The organism is Borrelia sp. RT5S, from assembly GCF_021165755.1.
Classification (GTDB): Bacteria; Spirochaetota; Spirochaetia; order Borreliales; family Borreliaceae; genus Borrelia.
Window position 1 is genome coordinate 832,475 of record NZ_CP088936.1, and the last position, 20,695, is coordinate 853,169.

25 protein-coding genes and 1 tRNA gene are annotated in these 20,695 nt (G+C 34.8%); 18 read left to right on the forward strand and 8 right to left on the reverse strand.

Annotated features, from left to right (window positions below; all coding sequences use genetic code 11):
- Positions 1-34: 34 nt before the first annotated feature.
- The 6 genes from LSO06_RS04020 to flgF all read right to left on the reverse strand — a co-directional run bounded on the left by LSO06_RS04020 (position 35) and on the right by flgF (position 4,706).
- Positions 35-838, reverse strand: a complete 804-nt coding sequence (locus tag LSO06_RS04020) for a sigma-70 family RNA polymerase sigma factor (protein WP_231760754.1) — start codon at positions 836-838, stop codon at positions 35-37.
- A gap of 103 nt (positions 839-941) precedes the next feature.
- Positions 942-1,280 carry a rod-binding protein gene (locus tag LSO06_RS04025; protein WP_231760755.1) on the reverse strand — a complete coding sequence of 113 codons (339 nt, stop codon included), beginning with the start codon at positions 1,278-1,280 and terminating at the stop codon, positions 942-944.
- Positions 1,273-2,283 carry a flagellar basal body P-ring protein FlgI gene (locus tag LSO06_RS04030; RefSeq protein ID WP_231760756.1) on the reverse strand — a complete coding sequence of 337 codons (1,011 nt, stop codon included), beginning with the start codon at positions 2,281-2,283 and terminating at the stop codon, positions 1,273-1,275. The genes LSO06_RS04025 and LSO06_RS04030 overlap by 8 nt, the downstream gene beginning before the upstream one ends.
- A 126-nt stretch (positions 2,284-2,409) precedes the next feature.
- Positions 2,410-3,030 (reverse strand): hypothetical protein, encoded by a 621-nt coding sequence (locus LSO06_RS04035; RefSeq protein ID WP_370639803.1) that lies wholly within the window; start codon positions 3,028-3,030, stop codon positions 2,410-2,412.
- Positions 3,031-3,050: 20 nt separating this feature from the next.
- The gene (gene flgG, locus LSO06_RS04040; protein WP_231760758.1) at positions 3,051-3,845 is read right to left on the reverse strand and encodes a flagellar basal-body rod protein FlgG; all 795 of its coding nucleotides are present in this window, start codon (positions 3,843-3,845) and stop codon (positions 3,051-3,053) included.
- Between the two features lie 12 nt (positions 3,846-3,857).
- A complete protein-coding gene (gene flgF / locus LSO06_RS04045; RefSeq protein WP_231760759.1) occupies positions 3,858-4,706 on the reverse strand; it encodes a flagellar basal-body rod protein FlgF in 849 nt (282 codons plus the stop codon).
- A gap of 218 nt (positions 4,707-4,924) precedes the next feature.
- On the opposite strand from flgF, the gene LSO06_RS04050 reads away from it, so the two are divergent.
- The 18 genes from LSO06_RS04050 (at position 4,925) to LSO06_RS04135 (ending at position 19,388) form a co-directional block, all read left to right on the forward strand.
- A complete protein-coding gene (locus tag LSO06_RS04050) occupies positions 4,925-5,461 on the forward strand; it encodes a DUF2147 domain-containing protein (RefSeq protein ID WP_231760760.1) in 537 nt (178 codons plus the stop codon).
- A 41-nt stretch (positions 5,462-5,502) separates the two neighbouring features.
- Positions 5,503-6,033: an adenine phosphoribosyltransferase gene (locus LSO06_RS04055; protein ID WP_231760761.1), complete on the forward strand. Its 531-nt coding sequence runs from the start codon at positions 5,503-5,505 to the stop codon at positions 6,031-6,033.
- Between the two features lie 105 nt (positions 6,034-6,138).
- The gene (gene rplU / locus LSO06_RS04060) at positions 6,139-6,453 is read left to right on the forward strand and encodes a 50S ribosomal protein L21 (protein ID WP_231760900.1); all 315 of its coding nucleotides are present in this window, start codon (positions 6,139-6,141) and stop codon (positions 6,451-6,453) included.
- Positions 6,450-6,782: a ribosomal-processing cysteine protease Prp gene (locus tag LSO06_RS04065; protein WP_231760901.1), complete on the forward strand. Its 333-nt coding sequence runs from the start codon at positions 6,450-6,452 to the stop codon at positions 6,780-6,782. Before rplU ends, LSO06_RS04065 begins: the two co-directional genes overlap by 4 nt.
- Positions 6,769-7,014: a 50S ribosomal protein L27 gene (rpmA, locus tag LSO06_RS04070; RefSeq protein WP_231760762.1), complete on the forward strand. Its 246-nt coding sequence runs from the start codon at positions 6,769-6,771 to the stop codon at positions 7,012-7,014. Before LSO06_RS04065 ends, rpmA begins: the two co-directional genes overlap by 14 nt.
- A 23-nt stretch (positions 7,015-7,037) precedes the next feature.
- Positions 7,038-8,030 carry a GTPase ObgE gene (gene obgE / locus LSO06_RS04075; protein WP_231760763.1) on the forward strand — a complete coding sequence of 331 codons (993 nt, stop codon included), beginning with the start codon at positions 7,038-7,040 and terminating at the stop codon, positions 8,028-8,030.
- 72 nt (positions 8,031-8,102) lie between these two features.
- Entirely contained in the window at positions 8,103-8,678 is a 576-nt protein-coding gene (gene nadD / locus LSO06_RS04080) for a nicotinate (nicotinamide) nucleotide adenylyltransferase (protein WP_231760764.1), read from the forward strand.
- Positions 8,679-9,863 (forward strand): LCP family protein, encoded by a 1,185-nt coding sequence (locus LSO06_RS04085; protein ID WP_231760765.1) that lies wholly within the window; start codon positions 8,679-8,681, stop codon positions 9,861-9,863.
- Entirely contained in the window at positions 9,838-10,188 is a 351-nt protein-coding gene (gene rsfS, locus LSO06_RS04090) for a ribosome silencing factor (protein ID WP_231760902.1), read from the forward strand. The genes LSO06_RS04085 and rsfS overlap by 26 nt, the downstream gene beginning before the upstream one ends.
- A 98-nt stretch (positions 10,189-10,286) precedes the next feature.
- Positions 10,287-10,577, forward strand: coding sequence for a septation regulator SpoVG (spoVG, locus tag LSO06_RS04095; protein WP_231760766.1), 291 nt, complete (start codon positions 10,287-10,289; stop codon positions 10,575-10,577).
- Positions 10,578-10,642: 65 nt separating this feature from the next.
- Positions 10,643-10,714, forward strand: a tRNA-Gln gene (locus tag LSO06_RS04100).
- A gap of 24 nt (positions 10,715-10,738) precedes the next feature.
- Positions 10,739-11,284, forward strand: coding sequence for a 50S ribosomal protein L25/general stress protein Ctc (locus LSO06_RS04105; protein ID WP_231760767.1), 546 nt, complete (start codon positions 10,739-10,741; stop codon positions 11,282-11,284).
- Positions 11,285-11,301: 17 nt separating this feature from the next.
- On the forward strand, positions 11,302-11,871 hold the full coding sequence (gene pth / locus LSO06_RS04110) for an aminoacyl-tRNA hydrolase (protein ID WP_231760768.1): 570 nt from the start codon (positions 11,302-11,304) through the stop codon (positions 11,869-11,871).
- Entirely contained in the window at positions 11,871-13,187 is a 1,317-nt protein-coding gene (tilS, locus tag LSO06_RS04115; protein ID WP_231760769.1) for a tRNA lysidine(34) synthetase TilS, read from the forward strand. Before pth ends, tilS begins: the two co-directional genes overlap by 1 nt.
- Positions 13,184-15,088: an ATP-dependent zinc metalloprotease FtsH gene (gene ftsH / locus LSO06_RS04120; RefSeq protein WP_231760770.1), complete on the forward strand. Its 1,905-nt coding sequence runs from the start codon at positions 13,184-13,186 to the stop codon at positions 15,086-15,088. Before tilS ends, ftsH begins: the two co-directional genes overlap by 4 nt.
- A gap of 27 nt (positions 15,089-15,115) precedes the next feature.
- A complete protein-coding gene (locus tag LSO06_RS04125) occupies positions 15,116-16,591 on the forward strand; it encodes a hypothetical protein (protein ID WP_231760771.1) in 1,476 nt (491 codons plus the stop codon).
- A gap of 16 nt (positions 16,592-16,607) precedes the next feature.
- Positions 16,608-18,245, forward strand: coding sequence for a S1C family serine protease (locus tag LSO06_RS04130; RefSeq protein ID WP_231760772.1), 1,638 nt, complete (start codon positions 16,608-16,610; stop codon positions 18,243-18,245).
- A gap of 27 nt (positions 18,246-18,272) precedes the next feature.
- Positions 18,273-19,388: a thymidine kinase gene (locus tag LSO06_RS04135; RefSeq protein WP_231760773.1), complete on the forward strand. Its 1,116-nt coding sequence runs from the start codon at positions 18,273-18,275 to the stop codon at positions 19,386-19,388.
- Here LSO06_RS04135 and LSO06_RS04140 read toward each other — a convergent pair.
- Both LSO06_RS04140 and tmk read right to left on the reverse strand, forming a co-directional pair.
- Positions 19,385-20,002, reverse strand: coding sequence for a hypothetical protein (locus LSO06_RS04140; protein WP_231760774.1), 618 nt, complete (start codon positions 20,000-20,002; stop codon positions 19,385-19,387). The two genes, LSO06_RS04135 and LSO06_RS04140, sit on opposite strands and share 4 nt — an antisense overlap.
- Before the next feature lie 26 nt (positions 20,003-20,028).
- Positions 20,029-20,637 carry a dTMP kinase gene (gene tmk, locus LSO06_RS04145; RefSeq protein ID WP_231760775.1) on the reverse strand — a complete coding sequence of 203 codons (609 nt, stop codon included), beginning with the start codon at positions 20,635-20,637 and terminating at the stop codon, positions 20,029-20,031.
- Positions 20,638-20,695: the final 58 nt, after the last annotated feature.

Consider the following 20,695-nt stretch of genomic DNA (forward strand, 5'->3'; position numbering starts at 1 on the left):
TTAGTAAAACAAAACCCAACATTAATGTCAATGTTTATTGATAAAGTTCTTCTCTAAGTTTTTTAAGTACTCTTTTCTCAATTTGCCTTACAGTTTCTGAAGAGATTCCAAGTTCACTAGAAATGTCCTTCAAAGTGCTTTTTTTATCATTATTATCAAGGTTGTACCTTTTTCTTATTATATATCTCTCTTTATGGTTTAACTTGGTGTTTAGTATATGATTTAGGTGATTTAAAGTAGAGTTTTGTTCAAGAGTACTTTCGGGATTAAAAGAGTTATCCTCATAAAGATTTAAAAGTGTGGAATTTTCTGATCCCTCAATTTCTTTGTCAAGAGAATATTCTTTTTCAAGATATGGAATGATCTTTATGTACTGAGCGGGAGTCAAATTAAATTTTTCCATTATATCTTCTTTTTTGGGATATTTTTCTTCTTCCATGAGATATTTGTTTATCTGTAGTATTAAGTTTTCTTTCCTATAAGGCACCTTTACAAGTCTGGTCTTAGTATTTAACGCTCTTTGGAGAGATTGCTTAATCCAAAAGGAAGCGTAGGTTGAAAATTTGGTATTTTTGCTCGGGTCATATTTCTCAGCAGCCCTTATTAGCCCTAAATTACCTTCCTGAATCAAGTCTTCAATTTTCAAGCCTTTCCCAGCGTATCTCTTAATTATTTTCAAGACTAGACGTAAATTAGCATTAATCATTTTATTTTTGGCCTTCATATCTCCACGCCTAATCTTAGCAGCAAGTTCAACCTCTTCTTCGTGGGTTATTAACCTGTGCTCCCTTACCGACTTCAAATATATGTTTAAATCCTCGTTACTAAATATATTCACAACACTTCTCCCTATCTTTTAAATTTATGTTATGTATCTTACAAGCACCTCCCCATTTAAAGTGTAGAGCAAAAAGCATGCCAACAATAAGTAAAAGTGTTAATTATCGGCTAGAATTATCTGTTTCCGCTATTTGATTGTAGATTAAATCAGCAAGACCGAAATTTTTAAATTTTGCTATTTGTTTTGCTCTTTCTAAATAAAGCATATCTTCAAAAATTTCTTCTGTTTGCCCTCCGTTTATTAGGTTATTTTCTTTCTTCAGAGAGCTTCTCATGCTCTTAAGCATCTGGTTGATAAATACTGCCTCAAATTCTAAAGAGGCGTCATAGAGCTCTCTGTTGTGTTTGTCCACCACCTGCTTCGCTTTTTTTTCTAAATTTTTTATTTGATTTATTTGACTTTTTGTTTCCAGATATTGCAGGTCAATCCCACTATTCATTTTTCTCCTCCAAGATTAATTCTCCGTTTAACTTATTGATTTTTTTAGATTTTTTAATTATCGTTATGAGCTCATCGTTAGTGAGTTCGTCCGCATTTTTTGATATAAATTCACTTAGGCTCATTTTTTGTATTTCTACCTTTACTTTTTCGTTGCTTTTATTACCAAATGAGCTATTTTCATTTCTTTCAATTAAGAGCACTAAAGGCCCTATTTCTGCATTTTTACTTGCCATTATGATTTTATCTGTTTCATTTATTAAAACAATGGGAGAAGTTTCTATTTCTATTTGTTCAATCTCGCTTAGCAATCCAACTTTTTCTGTCTCTATCTCTATTATGACCCCAGATTTTATATTATTTTTGACACCTTTTTGATTAAGCTTTTTACTTATTTCATCTGCTAGGGTATAATCTTCCTTATTTAGCATGATATTGTACCGGGAATAATCTCTGCTCTCATGTATTGTAGCTCCCTTTACTACATGTCCTGTTCCTCTTGATTTTTCGTTAGTGGTTATTGGGCCTGAAGCGATTGCTATTAACTTTCCATCTCTGTCTTTCAGTTCTGTTCTTAACAGTATGCCGTTTGTTAAATCTTTCGAATCCAATACAGACGCCACATAAACATCCTGATTTGATCCCTTAATCATATTTCCATTTAACCTGAACGTTACGTGTACCAAGGCGATATTCTTGCTTCCCATGTTGTTTACATCTATTTCATCTCCCTTCATTCCAATTTGAGTCAGCATCTTGCTTAGAGCCTCTTTATCCTTCTTGAGGGTGTCCCCTTTTCCAGTGAGTCCCGCTACTATACCGATTCCTGATAACACAGATGAATTTGTGGGCTGTATTTTTGCAAGTTCTTTTAGCCTTATCTTCTCCCCTGATTGGCCAGAAACGCTATCCCTACTAACCCCTTGAAGAGGCTGATCCTCTTGGGAAAATGAAATGAGAATCGTCCTTAAGCTTAATATAAAGAACACCACCAACCTCATCATGCTCTAGTACCTCTCATACAGGAGATATAGTCTACCCTTATTTTAATATTATTGCAATTCCCTATAGCTTTTACTTTTCCTCCAGGCTAGCCAACGGGATTAGTTTGTTGAAATTTATTTTCTAAGTTATTTTTGTTTCTGTATTTTGTCCAGTTTTATTTCATTATGTTTGTCAATTTCATATAAGACAATATATTTGGCGTTATTTAGCTCGTTTAAGCTTAAGAATTCAGTGAGTCTAGCTGTATTTATTTTGTATTTAAAATAAATACTGTCTTCATTTAGGTGTTGTCCAGCCTTTAAATGTGCTTTTGTAAATACAATTGGCTCTATTATGTCGATATACAAATTTACTTTATCATGCTTTTTATAATCTTCGAATTTTTTTGCATAATAAACTACAGTCTTTTGAATGGGTATATTTTTATATGATTTATTTTTTATTACCCGAAATTTGATTTTGTCAGAGTACTTATTCTCTATATTAATTTCTGATTCGTCAAAGCTAAATTGAAGTATGTAAATATTCTTATTTGTTAGATTTTTTGTAATATGGCCAATCATTTCAAATATTATTTGCTTTTGCTTAAAATGAGGACCTATGTAAACTTGTGATGCATAGCCGTCACTACATATTTTTGAATATTTTCCTGACAAGAAATACACCTTGCTGGGGGATATTTCAAAACACTTATCATAAGAGACAGCTTGTGCCAAATTTGTTGCTAGAAAATAGACAAGCGTAATACCATTTATGTATTTTTTCACTACCTTTTCAAGTTATTGGCAATACCCAACATGTTATCTGAGGTTTGAATTGCTTTTGAGTTTATCTCATAAGCCCTTTGTGCAACAATCATTGTTACCATTTCTTCTGCAACAGATACATTTGACATTTCAAGAATTCCTTGTCTTAGTCGACCCATACCATCACTCCCAGGAGTTCCCGATATTTCCTCCCCAGATCCAACTGTTTCCTTAAAAACATTGCTTCCAACTGCAACAAGACCTGCTGGATTTATAAACCTTGAAATCTCTATTTGCCCAAGTTCGACTGGATCAGAATCACCATCAATTTTTACAGATATCATTCCTTCTTGGGATATTGTAAGAGAGTCCTGTATATACTCTTCAGGAAAAGACACCTCGGGCAACAACCTATATCCTTGGCTTGTTACAAGATCCCCATTTGCATCTATTTTAAACGAACCGTCTCTGGTATAACCATAAGTCCCGTCTGGTAAAATCATCTTGTAAAAACCGTCGCCCTCAATTGCAACATCAGTGTTCAAATTGGTAGCCCTAAACTTTCCCTGCTCAAAAATTCTATGTGTTGCCGATACTTTTGTTCCATGTCCAACCTGATTTCCAAGAGGCCTTACTGTGTCCTCAGTAGCAGGAGTTCCAGCCCTGTTCTGTGTCTGATAAACTAAATCCTCAAACTCTGCTCTCGTCTTTTTAAAGCCCGTAGTGTTAACATTTGAAAGGTTATTAGCGATTGTATCTACGTTATATTGCTGCGCCTTCATACCACTGGCAGCCGTCCATAGTGATCTCATCATAAAATAGCTCCCTTAAAACTTTCCAATTTCGTTAATCAACTTACCAAGGAGCAAGTCCTCAGTCTGTATCGTCTTCTGATTTGCTTCGTAAGCTCTATTAACCTCAATCATCAATACCATCTCGTTAATAGCATTCACATTAGACCCTTCCAAAGTGCCGGTTTCAATTTTAGGTCTTAAACCCACCGCAACTTCTCTAGGGGCTCCCGATATTTCTGTGCTATCCCAGAGAGAGTTCCCCTGTTTCTTTAAAAACCTCGTTTTTTCAAACCTTACGATCTTTAGATTATCAAGTAGCTCGTAATTTTCCCAGGAGTTTTCATGTTCGCTCACAAGTCTTCTAGGATCAGTTTCAAATTCACCATTATGAAATATTTGACCCTGATCTGTTATTTTAAAGTTGTTATCCTTTAAATGAATATATCCTTTCTCTCCAATAACGGGGTATCCATCCTTTGTAACAAGCATGCCTTCCTTTCCAAGTGTAAAAGATCCATTTCTTGTATACCTTTCTCCCTTTGGGGTGCGAATCACAAAAAAACCTTCACCAGTTAACGCCACATCAAGAGGGTTCCCCGTTGTTTTAAGTGGCCCCTGCTCGAAGGAAGTGTATGTCTCATTCTCCTCAACACCTGTACCAATCTTTCCAACAACTGGCGCTGTCTCAAGATAGCCTCTTGGAAATCTGTAAAGACCATCGTCGTTAAGTCTTCTAATCAGCAGTTCAGGGAATGCCTTTTGGACAGACAAGTCTCCCTTGTACCCTGCAAGATCAACGTTTGCCAAGTTGTTAGCAATAACATCCAACCTGTGCCTTTGTGCTACCATTCCACTAGCAGCAGTGTAGATACCTCTTACCACATTAAATCCCCATTGTTTTCACTCTTAACATTAATCCTATCACCAAAACACTTATATATCAATTTTTAAATTTTTGATTCAGTGTTTGATTATCCTGCCACTTATTTTTTAAAGTTGGATTAGTTGATTTTTGTGTGTAATTCTTTAGAGTAACTTTGGAAAAGTACAAAATAAATGTATAATTTTTCGTGAATGTTTGTTTGATTTGAGGTTGGCATATGATTAGAAGGACTTTGGTGGTTGTGTTCTTATCTTTTCTTCCATCTTTTGTGTTCTCTGAGACCGTTGATGCTGGGAATGCGCAAGATGGAAGCGAGGTTTTGGGGTATTGGGTTGGGTATGATGATGCTACTAATGTTAAAAACTCTGTGGTATATGTTTATAAATACAGGGACAGGGTGTATGGTAGAATATTAAACGTGATAAGGGAAGGGAAGGTTTATGATGTTGATAATCCTTCGGGTTCTAGGGTTGTGGGTTTTGATCAATTGGGGATTGAGGGCCTTGATTTTATGTGGGGACTTAAATATTTTCCCGATTACGGTAAGTGGGATCAGGGGAAAATCATTGATCCTAAGAATGGTAAGATTTATACCTCTGAGATGAAGGTAGATTCAGAAACGGGGAACCTTGTGACCAAGGGTAAGGTTTGGGTTTTTGGTCGAACTAAAGTTTGGACAAGAGCCAGGAAAGATGAGATCCCGAGGCTTGACGTGAATGGCTTGGTGCCAAATCCTCCTGTGGGGGAAGAATAGATGGATATTGGGTTGTTAATTTAGCCTTTAGGAAGATTGAGATGGTAAATAAGACAGGGTATTACGATAAGTTTATTTTAAGGGTGCCTGACTTTCCAAAGCAGGGGATACTTTTTTATGATATTACTGGTGTTTTATTGAAAATGGAAGCTTATGAGTCTTTGATTGAGGATGCATATGCGTTTTATTCGTCAAAAAAGATCGATTATATTGCTGCTGTTGAATCAAGGGGGTATCTTGTTGGATCTCCTTTGGCTTTGAAAATGAAATTACCTCTTTTGTTGATTAGAAAAGGGGGTAAGCTTCCCAGGGAGGTTTTAAGAGAGGAATATGAGCTTGAATATGGATGTAGCAGTATTGAGATACACAAAGATGATGTTAAGAAACATTCAAATATTTTGTTGGTAGATGATATTTTGGCTACTGGGGGCACATTAAAAGCAGCGGCTATGCTACTTGAGAAAGCTGGGGGAGTAGTATCTGATATCTTTTGTTTTATTGAACTTGCAGGACTTAATGGTAGAGATGTTTTAGGGGATTATAACTTTAATTCCCTCGTCAGGTACCCCTGATTTTATTTATCGAAAAATCATGCATGGTGATTGGTTGTTTGAGATAATTGACTTTAGCTTCTAATAGCTTTATAATGCTTACCTGGAGATCAAGAGGTGATTGTGATGTATGCATTGTTAGATATAAAGGGAAAGCAGTATAAAGCTGTTGTGGGGGAGATTTTAAAGATAGATAAAATTGATTCCAGTGAGGGCGAGAAGGTGGAGTTTGGAAGTGTCACCCTTGTAAAGAAGGAAGGGGATGTGAGTATAGGGAGGCCTTATGTTGTAGGGTCTTGTGTGAGGTGTACTTACTTGGAGGAGCGGAAGGATAAGAAGGTTATTGCTTATAGGTACAGACGGAGAAAGTCAAGTGAGCGAAAGGTGGGACATCGGCAAGTTTATTCTTATGTGTTGGTTAATGATATTGTTTGTCAGTGATTGATGTTTTAATTAAAACTCAAAATAGCGTGATTATTTACATATTGGCTGATGGGCATGCTAGGGGTGGTGGCTGCGTTAATGTAGTTTGTTCTTCTTTTTCTTTTCTTTTAAGAACATTTTTAAGTGTTCTTGATTTTGAGGAAGAGGATTTCGTAGTTGAAAATGATTTAAGGGGATATTTGGAGTTTAGGTCTTCGTTTAGAGATTTAGATAAGAAGAGTCTTCTCTATTATAGTGGTTTTTTGATAAGGGGAATAAGGGATTTATGTTTTGAGTACCCTTGTGATATTAAGTTGATTTTGGAGGAAATTGATGGCAACGAGTAAGAGTGGTGGTAGCTCTAAGAACGGAAGGGATTCTGTATCCAAGAGGCTTGGTGTTAAGAGGAGTGGGGGGCAATTTGTCAGGGCTGGAGAGATTATTGTAAGGCAGCGCGGTACTAGGTTTCATAGGGGAAAGAATTCTGGGCTAGGTAGAGATTATACCATCTTTGCATTAAAGGATGGCTTGGTGGAGTTTAAAACCTCTAGAGGCCGGAAATATGTAAACATTGTCTGACACTTAGGTAAGTTGAGGTTAGTTTGCATACGTTTAAGGACTCTCTGGGTTTGACTGTGTCTTCAGGCGATGGCGGTGCTGGTTGCGTCTCTTTTTTGCGTGAGAGATTTAAGGCGAAGGGAGGCCCTGATGGAGGGGATGGAGGAAGGGGAGGGGATGTAATTTTTAGGGTTAAGGATAATCTGAGGACTTTGTCTCTTTATAGTAATGGACAGAGACTTGCTGCTAGGAATGGCAGGCCTGGCATGGGACGTCAGAGGAAGGGAGCCAACGGAGAAGATTTGGTTATTTTTGTTCCTCCAAATACTTGTGTCTATGATTCTGACACGGATTCTGTTTTATTTGAACTTAGGAATTTTGATGATGAATTTGTTGTTTTAAGGGGGGGTAGAGGTGGACTTGGAAATTTAAATTTTAAAAGTTCTAAAAGACGGGCCCCAAGATATGCACAACCTGGAGAGAGGGGCACTACTTTAAATGTTCGATTAGAATTGTCCTTAATAGCTGATATTGGAATCATAGGGCTTCCTAATGCAGGCAAGTCTTCGCTTATCACAAGAGTCACCTCTTCAAAGTCGAAGGTGTCGGATTATCCTTTTACTACTAAAGTGCCGCATCTTGGTGTTCTCAGAGATTCTCACTATGATCTAGTGATTGCCGATATCCCTGGAATAATTGAGGGTGCTAGTAGGGGAGTAGGTCTTGGATTTGAATTTTTAAGGCATATTTCAAAAACGGTTGGATTAGTTTTTTTAATTGATGCTTCTAGTGATGACTTTTTGAGAGCTTATGATATCCTTGTTAGAGAACTCGGTGCGTACGGAGCAGGTCTTTTGAAAAAGCGTCGCATAATTGTTGCTAATAAGCTTGATTTAGAGGGCTCAAGCGAAAATTTTGAACGGGCGAAAAAGGCCTTAGATAGCGAAAGATTTTTAGGGATTTCTATTTATGAAAATAAAGGCATAGAGGAACTTATTAGGGAGTTTTTCATTTTAGCAGGAAGTAGGGGAGATTAATTCTTATTTGTTTTAAAAATTAATTATTGGTATTTTTCGAGGTTAACTAATGTATCATTTGGTTGGGGATTTATGAAAATAGCGGTGTTGGGTGGTACTTATAACCCTGTGCATATTGGACATATGTTTTTAGCAAAAGAGATAGAGTATTATTTGAATGTTGATAAGGTGGTCTTTATTCCCACTCATAAGCCTGTCCATAAAATTGTTGCAGGGAATGTTAGCGTTAAAGACAGGATTGCGATGCTAAAGTTGGCAATACGGAATGAGAATAATGTGTGTATAGATGAGTGTGACATAGTCAATGGTGGGATAACTTACACCATTGATACTGTTGCTTGTATTAAGAAGAAATATGCACATGATGAAGTTTATTTGGTTATTGGCGACGATCTTTTCGAAAATTTTGCCTTGTGGAAAAATGCAGAAGAAATAGCCGAGACCGTTAATCTTGTAGTAGTGCACAGGATATACAAAGAAAAGATCGTGAGTTGTTTTAAGCATACCTACGTCAATAATAAAATTTTTCCTATTTCTTCATCAGAGATCAGAAGTAGAATTGAGAAATGTTTACCAGTTGATTATTTGCTTCCCTCTGCTGTTTTAAGATACATTAAGGATAACAATTTATATATTCAAGGTAATTAATTGAAAAAAGAATTATTTTTTCTAGTTTTGATCGTTTTAGTAGTTCTTGGTGTTGTGATTTTCTTTATTGATAGCTCTAAAAAAGAACAGGTGTATTTTGAGTTAAATACTAAGAGTAATATTAGTTTTTTCATTCTGGTAGAAGATGATATTGGTAATCTTTTGAGTATGCAAGAGATTTTTATTAATATAAAAACCGGGAATATTGGATTTTTAGATATTCCTATTTATACGGGTTATGAAGATTTAAAGGGGAATGTATCTTGGTTTGAGAATTTATATGAGAGAAACAGGTTTGATGAGTTTTTGTTTAAAGTGTATAGGCAGTTAAATCATGAACCCGATTATTATATTCGGTTTAAAAAGAATTCTTTTGTAAAATTTATTGACTACCTTGGTGGGGTCCGTCTTCTTGTTCAAAGACCCGTTAAGGTATACAACATGAAAAATTCTATTCTAATACCTTCTGGTAATTCTGTTTTTGATGGGGACAAAGCTTACGATTACTTAGGTTATTTTAAGAACGTTAATTACTTCGATGAAAGATTTGAGTTTTTTAAGGAGTTTTTCAAAAAGATTCTAGCACAATTTGAAGAAGTGGAGGAGACTCACGAAGATTTTTCTAGAATGTATTCTATGTTAGATACCAATCTTTCTGAGACTGTGTTTAAATATATTTTTACCAATTACAAAATAAATAGTGAAAAATTTATTTTTGTTAACATTAAAGGACAGGAGGAAATATTTAAGGGTAACGATAATAGTGCAATAAGAGTTGTTTTCCCTTATTATGGAGGAGCGGTCCTTAAAGAATCAATAGAGAAATTAAATAAGGATTTAATAAGTGAAAATAGGGATGAAGAGGCGGTAAAAGTTATTATTTTAAATGGCACTAGAGTTTCTGGTCTTGCAAGAAAGGCTGCTAATATTTTTCAGTCTTTAGGATTTAATATTATAAAATTCGCAAATGCAGATAGGGACAATTATTTTAACACTTTGGTAATAAATAATTCAGATAATTTGGAACTGGCTATGAGGGTGGGGGATGTGGTTAGGGCAAGAAATATTAGGCCTATTTCTGAATTTCATACAGATATATTGGGACTTGATGGGGCGGCTGTAAGTCCTGATGTAATAATTATTTTGGGAGATGATTTTGATGGAAGGTATGTTAAACATAGATGACGTTAAGGGGTTATGTAAGATAATATCTGATTTTGATGGAATTGATGTTTTAGGTATTGATGTTGGCTCTGTTTGTAGTTGGGCGGATTTTTTTATCATAGTATCATGTTCATCGTTTAAGCATATGGAGGCTTTGTACTCTGAGAGATTGGTGAATTTTTTTAATGAAAGAGATTTTAATTATTGCGTTCAGGGTAAGGGTTTTATTCATGATTGGACAATTGTTTCGTGCGAAAATTTAATCATACATTTGATGAGCGATAAGGCTAGAGCGTACTATGAGCTTGAAAAGCTGTGGAGTTGTGGTGAGCTTGTATACTCTTGATGGTATTTAATTAAAAAAAATAAAAATATCATAAAAATTATTTACAAAAAATTAAAAATATTCTAGATTTAAAACATGTATTTTAGGGAGGCTTAGAGGTGAATATCACAGATATAAGAATTAGGAGAGTTGATAATAAAAATCCCAGTTCTAAGTTATTAGCGTATGTTACGGTTACTTTTGATGATTGCTTGGTTCTTCACAACATTAGAGTTATTAAGGGACAGAAAGGTGTTTTTATTGTCATGCCTAATAGAAGAACTAAGGTGGGAGAATACAAGGATATTGTACACCCTATTAATCAAAATTTTAGAGAAATTTTACAAACTTCTATTTTTAAAGAATATGTTAAGGAAAACCCCTCAAATCTTGAGCTTGAATTAAGTTGATATTGTTTTATTGACAAAGGGTATTGTATTTTGTATGCTTTTGACTTGTAGATAATTTGGGTGTTTGGGACGTCGACAAGTGGTAAGTCAACTGGTTTTGGTCCAGTCATTCGAGGGTTCGAATCCTTCCGTCCCAGTATTTTTGATTAGGAGTTTTTGTTGTGGATAGTAGGGTTTTAAGTTGCGAGCGCAGATTAGATTTTGGTTCTTCTTGCGCGCGCAGGATGAGGTTGAAGCATGAGATACCGGCTATTGTTTATGGGGAGGAGAGCGATGTTCTTCACATAAGGGTTGGGAGTATTGAATTTAATAAAAAATTTAGTAAGTTTACAGATAATACTGTTTTGGTTTTAAGAGATGGTAATGTTGATAGATGTGTCTTTATTAAGGATGTTGATGAAAATCTTACCAGGAATCTTATCTATCATATTGACTTTTATGAAGTAGATCGAGATCGGGATATTGAGAGAGACGTTGAGATTAGATTTATTGGGGCCTCTATTGGTGTTAAGGAAGGCGGGGTTTTGAGTGTGATTAGGAGACGGATTAGGGTTAGATCTTTACCTTTGGAATTGCCTGAGTTTATTGAGGTAGATTTGTCTCCTGTTAAGAGAGGAGACCAGATAACTTTTGAAGATATTGTGCTTCCTGATAATGTTAAGCTTGCCGAAGAGGATGGTGGTTTGGTTGTTTTATTTGTTAAATAGAGAGCTAAATAGAGAATATGAGTTTGTTAATAGTTGGACTGGGGAATCCTGGGTCTGATTTTTTTCATACTAGACACAATGTTGGCTTTGCCCTCCTAGATAAATTAGTTTTAAAGTACGAGCTTTCTTTGAGTAGTGCCGGGAGTTATGATTATGCTGGTTTTAATTTCAGGGGTAGGAGGGTTGTTTTGGTCAAGCCTTTAACTTATATGAATCTTAGTGGTGGCATCTTTCCTTCTGTTTTTTCTAAGTTTTGTGTCAGAATGTCCGATTTATTGGTTGTAGTCGATAATGTTGATTTGTGTTTGGGAAGGTGTAGGCTTAGAAAGGCGGGGGGGGGGGGGTCCACACACAATGGACTGAGGTCTATTTCTGAGAGCCTCGGAAGTAATAAATATAGCAGGTTGTATATCGGTGTTGGTGGTAATAACGGGGGTAAACTTAGGGATTTCGTTCTTTCAAGGTTTAGTGTTAGTGAGATGGAATGTATTGAGAATGTGTTTACTTTTTTAAGCGAAGAGATATTGGATATTGATGAATTTAATTTCAAAGATAAAGTTGGAAAGATTAATTCTAGTAGTTTTTGATGTTTTGGAACAGTATAAAAGGAAGGATAGAGAGTTTTTATGAAAAAAATACACTGACTAAGGGAAAGGTGATTGTCGCTTTCTCGGGGGGTGCGGATTCCACCGCTTTGCTGCTAAATTTGAGAGAGTATTTGGATAATAACATTATGGCTCTTTATTTTGCACATTGCATAAGGCCTGAGTACGAACAAAATAGGGAAATAGAACACATAGAAAAATTTTGCAGTCTTTATGATATTCCTTTTCAGATAAAGCGTTGCAGTGTTGACATAGTGGGGGAAGCTAGTCGACTTCGTAGGTCGATTGAGGAATTAGCCAGAGAGTACCGTTATAATGCTTTGTTGGAATCTTTCAAAGAAAATAGGGCCAGATACATTGCGCTTGCGCATAATAGAGGGGATCAATTTGAAACTTTAGTTATGAGATTTTTTCAAGGTTCTTTCTTAGATGGGCTTTCTGGTATTCCAATCATTAATGGGAATATTATCAGGCCCTTGCTTGAGGTGTCCAGAAAAGAAATTGAGGAATTTCTTTTCTTAAATAAGATTATTTATTCTGTTGATAGTACCAATGGTGAAGACTTCTATTTAAGAAACAAGATCAGAAATAAGCTAATGCCCGTTATTGGTGAGATTTTTGCAGGATACGAGAAGAGCTTAAAGAGGGTGTCTGAATTTTCGAGTGAATTTGTGCATTTTTTTGACAAAAAGAGGTTTTTACCCTTCAATAGGGGTAATTATTATTATTCTTTTGATGCTGTTATTTTTTTTGAATTACCTAAGTATTTGGTTTTTAGGACTATTTTTAATATTTTAAATTTAGAGGGGCTTTTGTTAAATGTATCATACAGATCTCTTGAAGAGATTTTTAGAGTAGATCATGTTAAGAAGAAGAGCGTAACTTTAATAAGAAATAATTATTTTTTTTTAGAAAAGCGTAGAGATAGAATTAATCTCATGTTAAGACAAGTTGAGGAGTTATATGAACCTTTCGATTTTATCTTAAAACTTAATGAGTATTATAGTTTATCTTTAGGTAAGATTTTGTTAGAATGTTTGGAGTGCGAAGATGGTTCTGTATTAGAATTAAGATTCTGTTCTTATGAATTTAAATATAGATTTTTTAAAAATAAGCTAAAAGCGAAGAGGTTCTTTTCTAAATTTGTAAGATATAATCCTCTCTATTTAATGTTGTTGGTGTTAGAAGGTAAGGTGGTTGGAATTATTAATTTAAATACTTTGGACTTAGTGTGGAGCGATAAGAGCATTCTTAGAAAAATTAGTATATCTTTGATCGGAGGATTTTTAAAGGAATGAATATTAACAATAACAATTTGAACAATGGGAAATCTAATAACAAAAAGAAAAATAAAAATTGGATTTTATGTCTTGTTATAGTCTTCTTAATCCTAGCTATATTCATGTCTTATTTTATGAGAGGGGGGGAAACATACAGGAATGTTCCTTATAGTACGTTTCAGACTTATCTAGATAGTGGACTGATTGAGTCGGTTGTAATAATTGATAAGAGTCAAATTCAATTTGTTGTCAAGAATTCAAACTTGGGAAAATCTTATTTCTCGACTAGTATTCCCTATTTGGATATAAATTTACTTGCCGAGCTGAGGAGTAAGAAAGTTGAGGTAAGCTCTGGTAAGAGTCAAGCATCCTTAATTAGTGTGCTTCTTCAGACCTTACCGTGGATATTGTTTTTTGTCTTTTTTTTCTTTATTTTTCGTCAAACCCAAGGAGGAGGAGGTAAGGTTTTTTCATTCGGGAAGAGTAATGCTCAAAAATATGAAGCAGGGAAGAATAGGGTTACTTTTAAGGATGTGGCTGGACAAGAGGAAGCTAAACAGGAACTTAATGAGGTTGTGGAATTTCTTAAGAATCCTAAAAAGTTTGAAAAGATAGGCGCAAGAATACCAAAGGGCGTTCTTTTAGTTGGGTCTCCTGGGACTGGAAAAACTTTGCTCGCTAAGGCTGTTGCTGGGGAGGCTGGTGTAAATTTTTTTCACATGTCGGGGTCCGATTTTGTTGAGATGTTTGTGGGTGTTGGAGCAAGTCGTGTTAGAGATTTGTTTGATAATGCTAGAAAAAACTCTCCTTGCATCGTATTTATAGATGAACTTGATGCTGTTGGTAGAAGCCGGGGGGCTGGACTCGGGGGGGGGCACGATGAGAGGGAGCAGACTCTTAATCAGTTATTGGTAGAGATGGATGGATTTGGAACGTATACTAATGTAATTGTGATGGCGGCAACAAATAGGCCTGATGTGCTAGATTCTGCTTTGCTAAGACCTGGAAGGTTTGATAGGCAGGTGACGGTTACTCTCCCAGATATTAAAGAAAGAGAAGCGATACTAAATATTCACGCGCAGAAGACTAAGCTGGCTAAAGATATTAATTTACAGGTAATAGCAAGAGCAACTCCTGGGGCCAGTGGTGCTGATCTTGCGAATTTAATCAACGAAGGGGCTTTAATTGCTGCAAGAAATGATCAATCTGAGATTTTGATGAAGGATTTAGAGGAAGCTAGGGATAAAATATTGATGGGTGTTGCCAAAAAATCTATGACTATTACTGATAGGCAAAAACTCGAAACAGCTTATCATGAGGCAGGGCATGCATTGCTTCATTATTATCTTGAACATGCAGATCCGCTGCATAAGGTTACTATTATCCCTAGAGGTAGAGCGCTTGGAGTGGCCTTTTCTCTTCCTAAGGAGGATAGGCTTTCAATAAATAAGCATCAGATTCTTGACAAGATTAAGATATGTTATGGTGGTTATGCTAGCGAGCAGATTAATTTAGGTTTTACCACTGCTGGGGTACAGAACGACTTGATGCAGGCTACTAATTTGGCAAAAAAGATGGTCACAGAATGGGGGATGGGAGAGGATGTAGGTCCGATATTTTTAGTCGATGATGATGCTCCTATTTTCCTTCCAAAAGAATTTTCTAAATCGAAAGCGTACTCTGAGAATACTGCGGATAGGGTAGATAGAGAAGTCAAGAGGATTTTGGAGGAGTGTTTAAGAGCAGCTTCAGATATTTTGGTTAAACATAAAGACCAGTTAATTAAACTTGCAGAAGCTTTGGTTTTAAGAGAAACTTTAACAGATATTGAGGTAAGGGAGCTCTTGGGGTTCGGTATAGTTGAAGATGAGTATGATCAGAATCTAGCAAAGGCCGATCTTGAGATTGTGAATGGATAAATAAGATTTTGAGGGGCGGGAGTCAGTATGAATTTCTTGAAGATTTTCTTTCTTTTGTCTCTAGTAAACTTAAATGCTGTTTTAAGTGAAGGAGATAGGGATATATCAAAAATTCTTCTTAATGAGGCTAAAAGTTTTAAAGGCACTCAGAGAGGGATTGATATGGTATATGGGTCACTTGATTTTGATTTAAGTAATTCGGATGCTCTTTATGAGCTTTCATTGAGGGATGATATTTCGTTACTGGATAGAATTTATTTATTAAAATCTGCATTAGATATTAATAAGTTTAAGTCTGTAAAGTCTGGGGATTTGTATCGTCAGTATTTTTCGTTAATTCTGAGGCAAAACGAGGATGTTTCTAGGAATAGGGAAATTATTGCTTTATACGATAGGTTAGACATTGATTTAAAGAGCGATAAAGAATTGATTTATATGAGGCTTGAAGCTTCAAGTAGGCTTGGTGATTTTGATGAGGATTTTAATAGGATTTTAGCAGCTTCTTTTGCTGTATATGGTGATGATTTTAGGTTTTTTAAGTGGTTTTTAAAGGAAGATAAATTTTTTCCGGGTCTTTTTAGTAAACTTAGAGAAAGAGAAGATTCTTTTTTTGATAGTGATAATGTTGATTACATTTGCAAGAATGCAGCGTTGAATGAATCTAATTCTGTTGCTTTGTTTTCCCTTTTAAAGGCTAGGAGCAAGAAATTAAATGGTGTTCAGAGTATTTATTTATTAAAATATAAACTCTTGACTCCAGATGAAGCTTATGTGTTCTTCAAGGAGAGTCCCCCAAAGACTATAGACGAATATAAGATGTTTTATGATCTTTTGGCAGATCCCGAGATAAGAAAAGGATTTTTGGGTCATTATCAAAATTTATCAGGTATGTATTTCGTGGGCGATAAGAATGGTGCTGTCGTGTTTGATAATGGTGCTTTAGTGGGTTTTTTTTCAAAAATAGTAGATTATTCTTCGGAATTGAATAAGGAAGAGTGCTATTTTAATAGAGTCTATTTTAAAGATAAATCCCCCGTTTATTATGAAAATAGTTTGTTTGGTTATAAAGTTATGTATTCCATCTATCCTTATGTAAGCATGATTGAGTTTGATTGTCCCGATAAAAAAGAGATATATACTTTTGCTTTAAATTCCTTTAAGTATGAAATTTTTAATAATTTTATCTACAATGTAGATTATGTAGGAATCAATGAATTTTTGATGACAGATACTTTAGAAATTTTTCTTCCTAGTATTTTGAATTTAAGTCCTAGGAGAGTTTCAGTTTCAAAATTTAGAGAAAATTTAATAGAAAAGCAGATACTGAACAAAGATGAGATTGTTGAAGTTAGGCATTATGGAGTTGGGGATTTGATTTCAATACATAGAAAAATCAACGGGTCTAGGAAGTTTAACTATGTTGAAATTTATGATGAAGGGGTAATAAAAGCTAAAAAAGTTATCCTGGATGATAGTTATGATGCGTTTTGTTATATTAATTAGCTTTTAGGAATTATTAATGTGTAAAGAGGTTTTTCTTATCATCGTATTGGTTTTTTCGTGCAAAACGGTAAGGGAAATAGACGACAAGCAGATTTATTATATTCCATCTGAGAGTATAGACGGGCACATTAAGGATAATAACTTCGAAATTGCTCTTTCTAGTTTCTACAACTTAAAAAACAGTGAATTTGAAATTGATCAAGATCTTTTAGACCTAAAAGATAAAGCTTTGTCTGGGATTGAGAGTGAATATCTAAGTTTTTATCAGAAAAAAGAGTATGATAAGGCTCTCCATAAGCTTGAAACTTTAAATTTGTTTGGTGTTATGCTTCGCGAGGGTAAGGAGCAATTGATATTAAGACATCTTGAAAATTTAAAGATTGAAGATCCAAATCTTGCAAGTTTTTTTGCAAAATATTATTTATTTGATAATGCTTTTAGTTCTTTAAAAGATTTTATTCTTAATGAAGAGTCTCCTTCAAGGAATGTATTACTTGATACATCTGTTTTAACGGTTTGGGTAAATATGGGTACTAAGTTGTTAAATGGAAATATGGTGCCAAATATTGCTTTGGGAACAGCTTTTGTTATTGATAAGGTGAAGGGGTATGCCTTGACTAATTATCATGTAATTAGCTCTCAGATTGATAAGGAATATAACGGAATTTCAAGCCTTTATGTCAGGCTTCCAAGGGGTAAGGGAGAGAAACTGCCTGCGAAGGTAATTGCCTATTCTCGGGAAATGGATCTTGCTTTAATTAAGGTTGCTTTTAAAGTAGAGAATCAGTTTGATTTAAATTATCCTTCAGATATTAATATTGGGGATAAAATTTATGCAATGGGTTCTCCTATGGGACTTGAAAAGACTATCACTTCAGGGATAATATCTGGTAAAAATAGGGATTTGTTGCCTGTTGGCGATTCGTATCAAATTGATGCTGCCATTAATCGGGGAAATTCTGGTGGACCCGTAGTAAATGAAGCTGGTGAATTTATTGGGATTACATTTGCTGGAATTTTACATACGCAAGGTCTTAATTTCGTTATTCCTTCAAAATGGGTTTTAAAGGTTTTGCCCTTTATGTATGGAGGGGGGAATTTAAAAAATCAGTGGTTGGGGTTGATATTCTCTGAAAGTTTAGGAAAATTGGAAGTATCATATGTTGTGCCTAATTCTCCTGCAGATATTGGTGGAATTAGGAGTGGAGATTCTTTTCTTAGTGTTGATTCTTTAAACTTTGAAGGTTTAAGAGAGCTTCAGTACTATATCTTGCAAAAAAAATCTATGGTAAAAGTTACTTATAGAAGAGATAATAAGGATTATGAGGTTTATCTTTATCCACAAGAGAGGCCAGAGGATATAATTGAGAGTGTTTTAAAGATAGATTCTTTAAAAAATTTAATGGGAGCTTTTTTGGGGTTAAGTTTAAATTTGGTCTCTGCAAGAGAATATAGGGTTACTAAAGTGTTTTCCAATAGAATAGGGAGTGAACTTAATTTTAGGATAAATGATGATATTTTTATTTATGATTTTAAATATCTTAAAAATAAAAAGGTATTTGTTTTATTGCTTTATGCAAAAAAGTTATTCTCGGGCTATTTAGGAGCTCCTTTACAGCTTGTTATTCCGTTTGATTCCCTTGCATTTGTATAAAATGTTTAGGGTAGCTGGGATGTGTTTATGAATTTTTATTTGAATTTTGCCAGTGGAGAAAGGGATTCTAGGCTGGATAATATGATCTCTGTTAGCCATTTTGATTTTAGAAGTAGTTTAAATCTGATGCTTGTAGTTGGGCCTATGGGAAGTGGAAAGACTGAATATGCGGCTAGAATTTATAAGGACTCTCTTGTTATTAAGAATAAATCCCTAAAAATATTAAATTCTATAACTAAGGGAAGCAGGAATAGAGCTAATGTATTTTTTATTAGAAATTTTCTTGATAGGAAAAGGTTTAAGGATTGTCCAGAAAATGGTATTCCTTATAGAGGAGGTGTGGTTGATGGGGTTAGTGGCGTTGGATTCTCGGGTAATTCTTTTGATGTTGAAAAAATAGTAGAAGATAACTCTCAGTATGGTACTTTTGTTATCGATGAGGCTTGTTTTTATGAAGAACGCTTGGTTTTTGTTTTAAGCAGGCTTGCGTTGGACTTGGATATTTTATTTGTGTTGCCCACCTTGATTTACAATTTCAGAAAAGAGATTTTTAATAATACTGCTAAACTCTTGATAGAATATTCGGATAAAGTTTGTCGTATTGGTGCTTATTGTGAACATGATAGCTGCATGGATGAGTCTTTTTTAACATATAGATATTATTTTTACGAGGGACAAGAAATAGCAGCTCCTTACTTTGATCCCTTGTTGATCGTTGGGGGGGATGGGATTGTTGAGTCTGCTATTTATCCGAATTATGCTGCAAGATGTTCTAAGCACCATTATCTTGTGGGTAGAGAATATTTTTTCACTGTTCTTAAACCTTTTGCCTTGCTATATGTTCAAGGTGATAAGGAATTATTTGAGAGAGAAATATTGTGTTTAAATAGTGGTAAATGCAGCTCAACTTTTGAAAGTTCTCTTTCAACCGAGTCCAGGGGGAAATGTGAGATTGAAGTTTTAAATAATTTATTTAAACTGCCTTTTTTGGCCGAAAGAGCTTTAATTACACTCGCATTGGAATATAATATTCTCAGCAGGGACGACTTTAAAGAACTTGTTAGCAAATTTTCTCTTAACAGGGACTACATTCAAAAGATATTCGTTTCAAAAGATCAAAAAGAAAGTTTTGGGATACCCTAGTAGTGATTCGGTCTTTTATTGAAAAAATTCTTTGTTTTCTCAATACGTGTCAGTTCTTTCTCAATTATATCGAAGTAGTCCAATTCTTTGATTTCAATTCTGTAATGTTCGTCTTCCCAGTTTTCTATTCCATCACTTTGTATTATGGTAGATTTGTATCCTTTCAATTTCTTATGGAATGTTAAAGCTTCTTTATAATACGAGACAGCTATTTTGTAAAAGTTTGCAGCTTTATTTAAGTTTTCAAGAATCCCATTCTTTCTTGGAGTTTTGTAAAAATGTACATGTCTTGTGTCAAATAAATCGCCCAGGTACAGATGTTGCTTAACAAGAAGTAGGTTTACATGCATTTTAAATAGGAGTTTATATTTGTCCCATTCTTCTTTTGTTTCAACTTTTGCTAAAGAATACTGAGGATTTCCAAACGGGAAATCTAATGCATTTTTTAGCAAAAATATGTTCCTTTTAAAATTTTGAGGTCTTCTTTTCATTTGTGTATTGAGTGTGACATACCACTGTTCAGCATAGAAAAATTTTGAGGATGCATTCATATCCACTGTCAAGAACAACGAAGATATAAATAAACATAGGGTAAAAAAATTTTTGCGATACATGATCTCTTCCTTCTGTTTTAATTATATTAAAATTTGATTAAATTAAATATTTGTCTTGCCCCTATTTCCAAGTCTTTCTCATCTGAGTTTTTGATGTAGACTACATCGAGCGAGTGCTTGAGATCTTTAAGTAGCGCTTCATATCTTTCACTGATATCGTGAAGCTTTTTTGCTTCAAACTCAAAGAGGTCAGGTTGTATTCTGGTTTTTCTAATACGTTCATGTGCAATCCTAGGATCTGTTTTTATAAAGAAAAGTATTTCGGGTAATGGGAAGTCTTTGTTTAGTTTTTGCCCCAAATCTCCTTGATATGCAATGGATGAGAATAAATATCTGTCAGTTATTACTTTTGTTTTGGGTTTGGTTAATATTTTTATTATACCGTCTCTTGGATTGTAGAGATGTTCATATCTATCTGCTGTATACAGGTGTGCTAGTGATATTTCTTGCAGTGGGTTTTTAAAATTGGATAATTGTTTCCTGATAAATTCTCCAATTACTCCTTCTGAAGGTTCTTTTGTGAAATGGTATTTTAATTTGCTATTACAAAGTTCTTGTAACCTCTGGATCATAGTTGTCTTCCCGCTACCATCGATACCTTCTACGCAATAAAAGTTTTTCAAAACCCTACTCACAAATGCTTGTCTCCCTAGATGTTTTTAAACAATTAGATATCAGTGAATTATTATATAA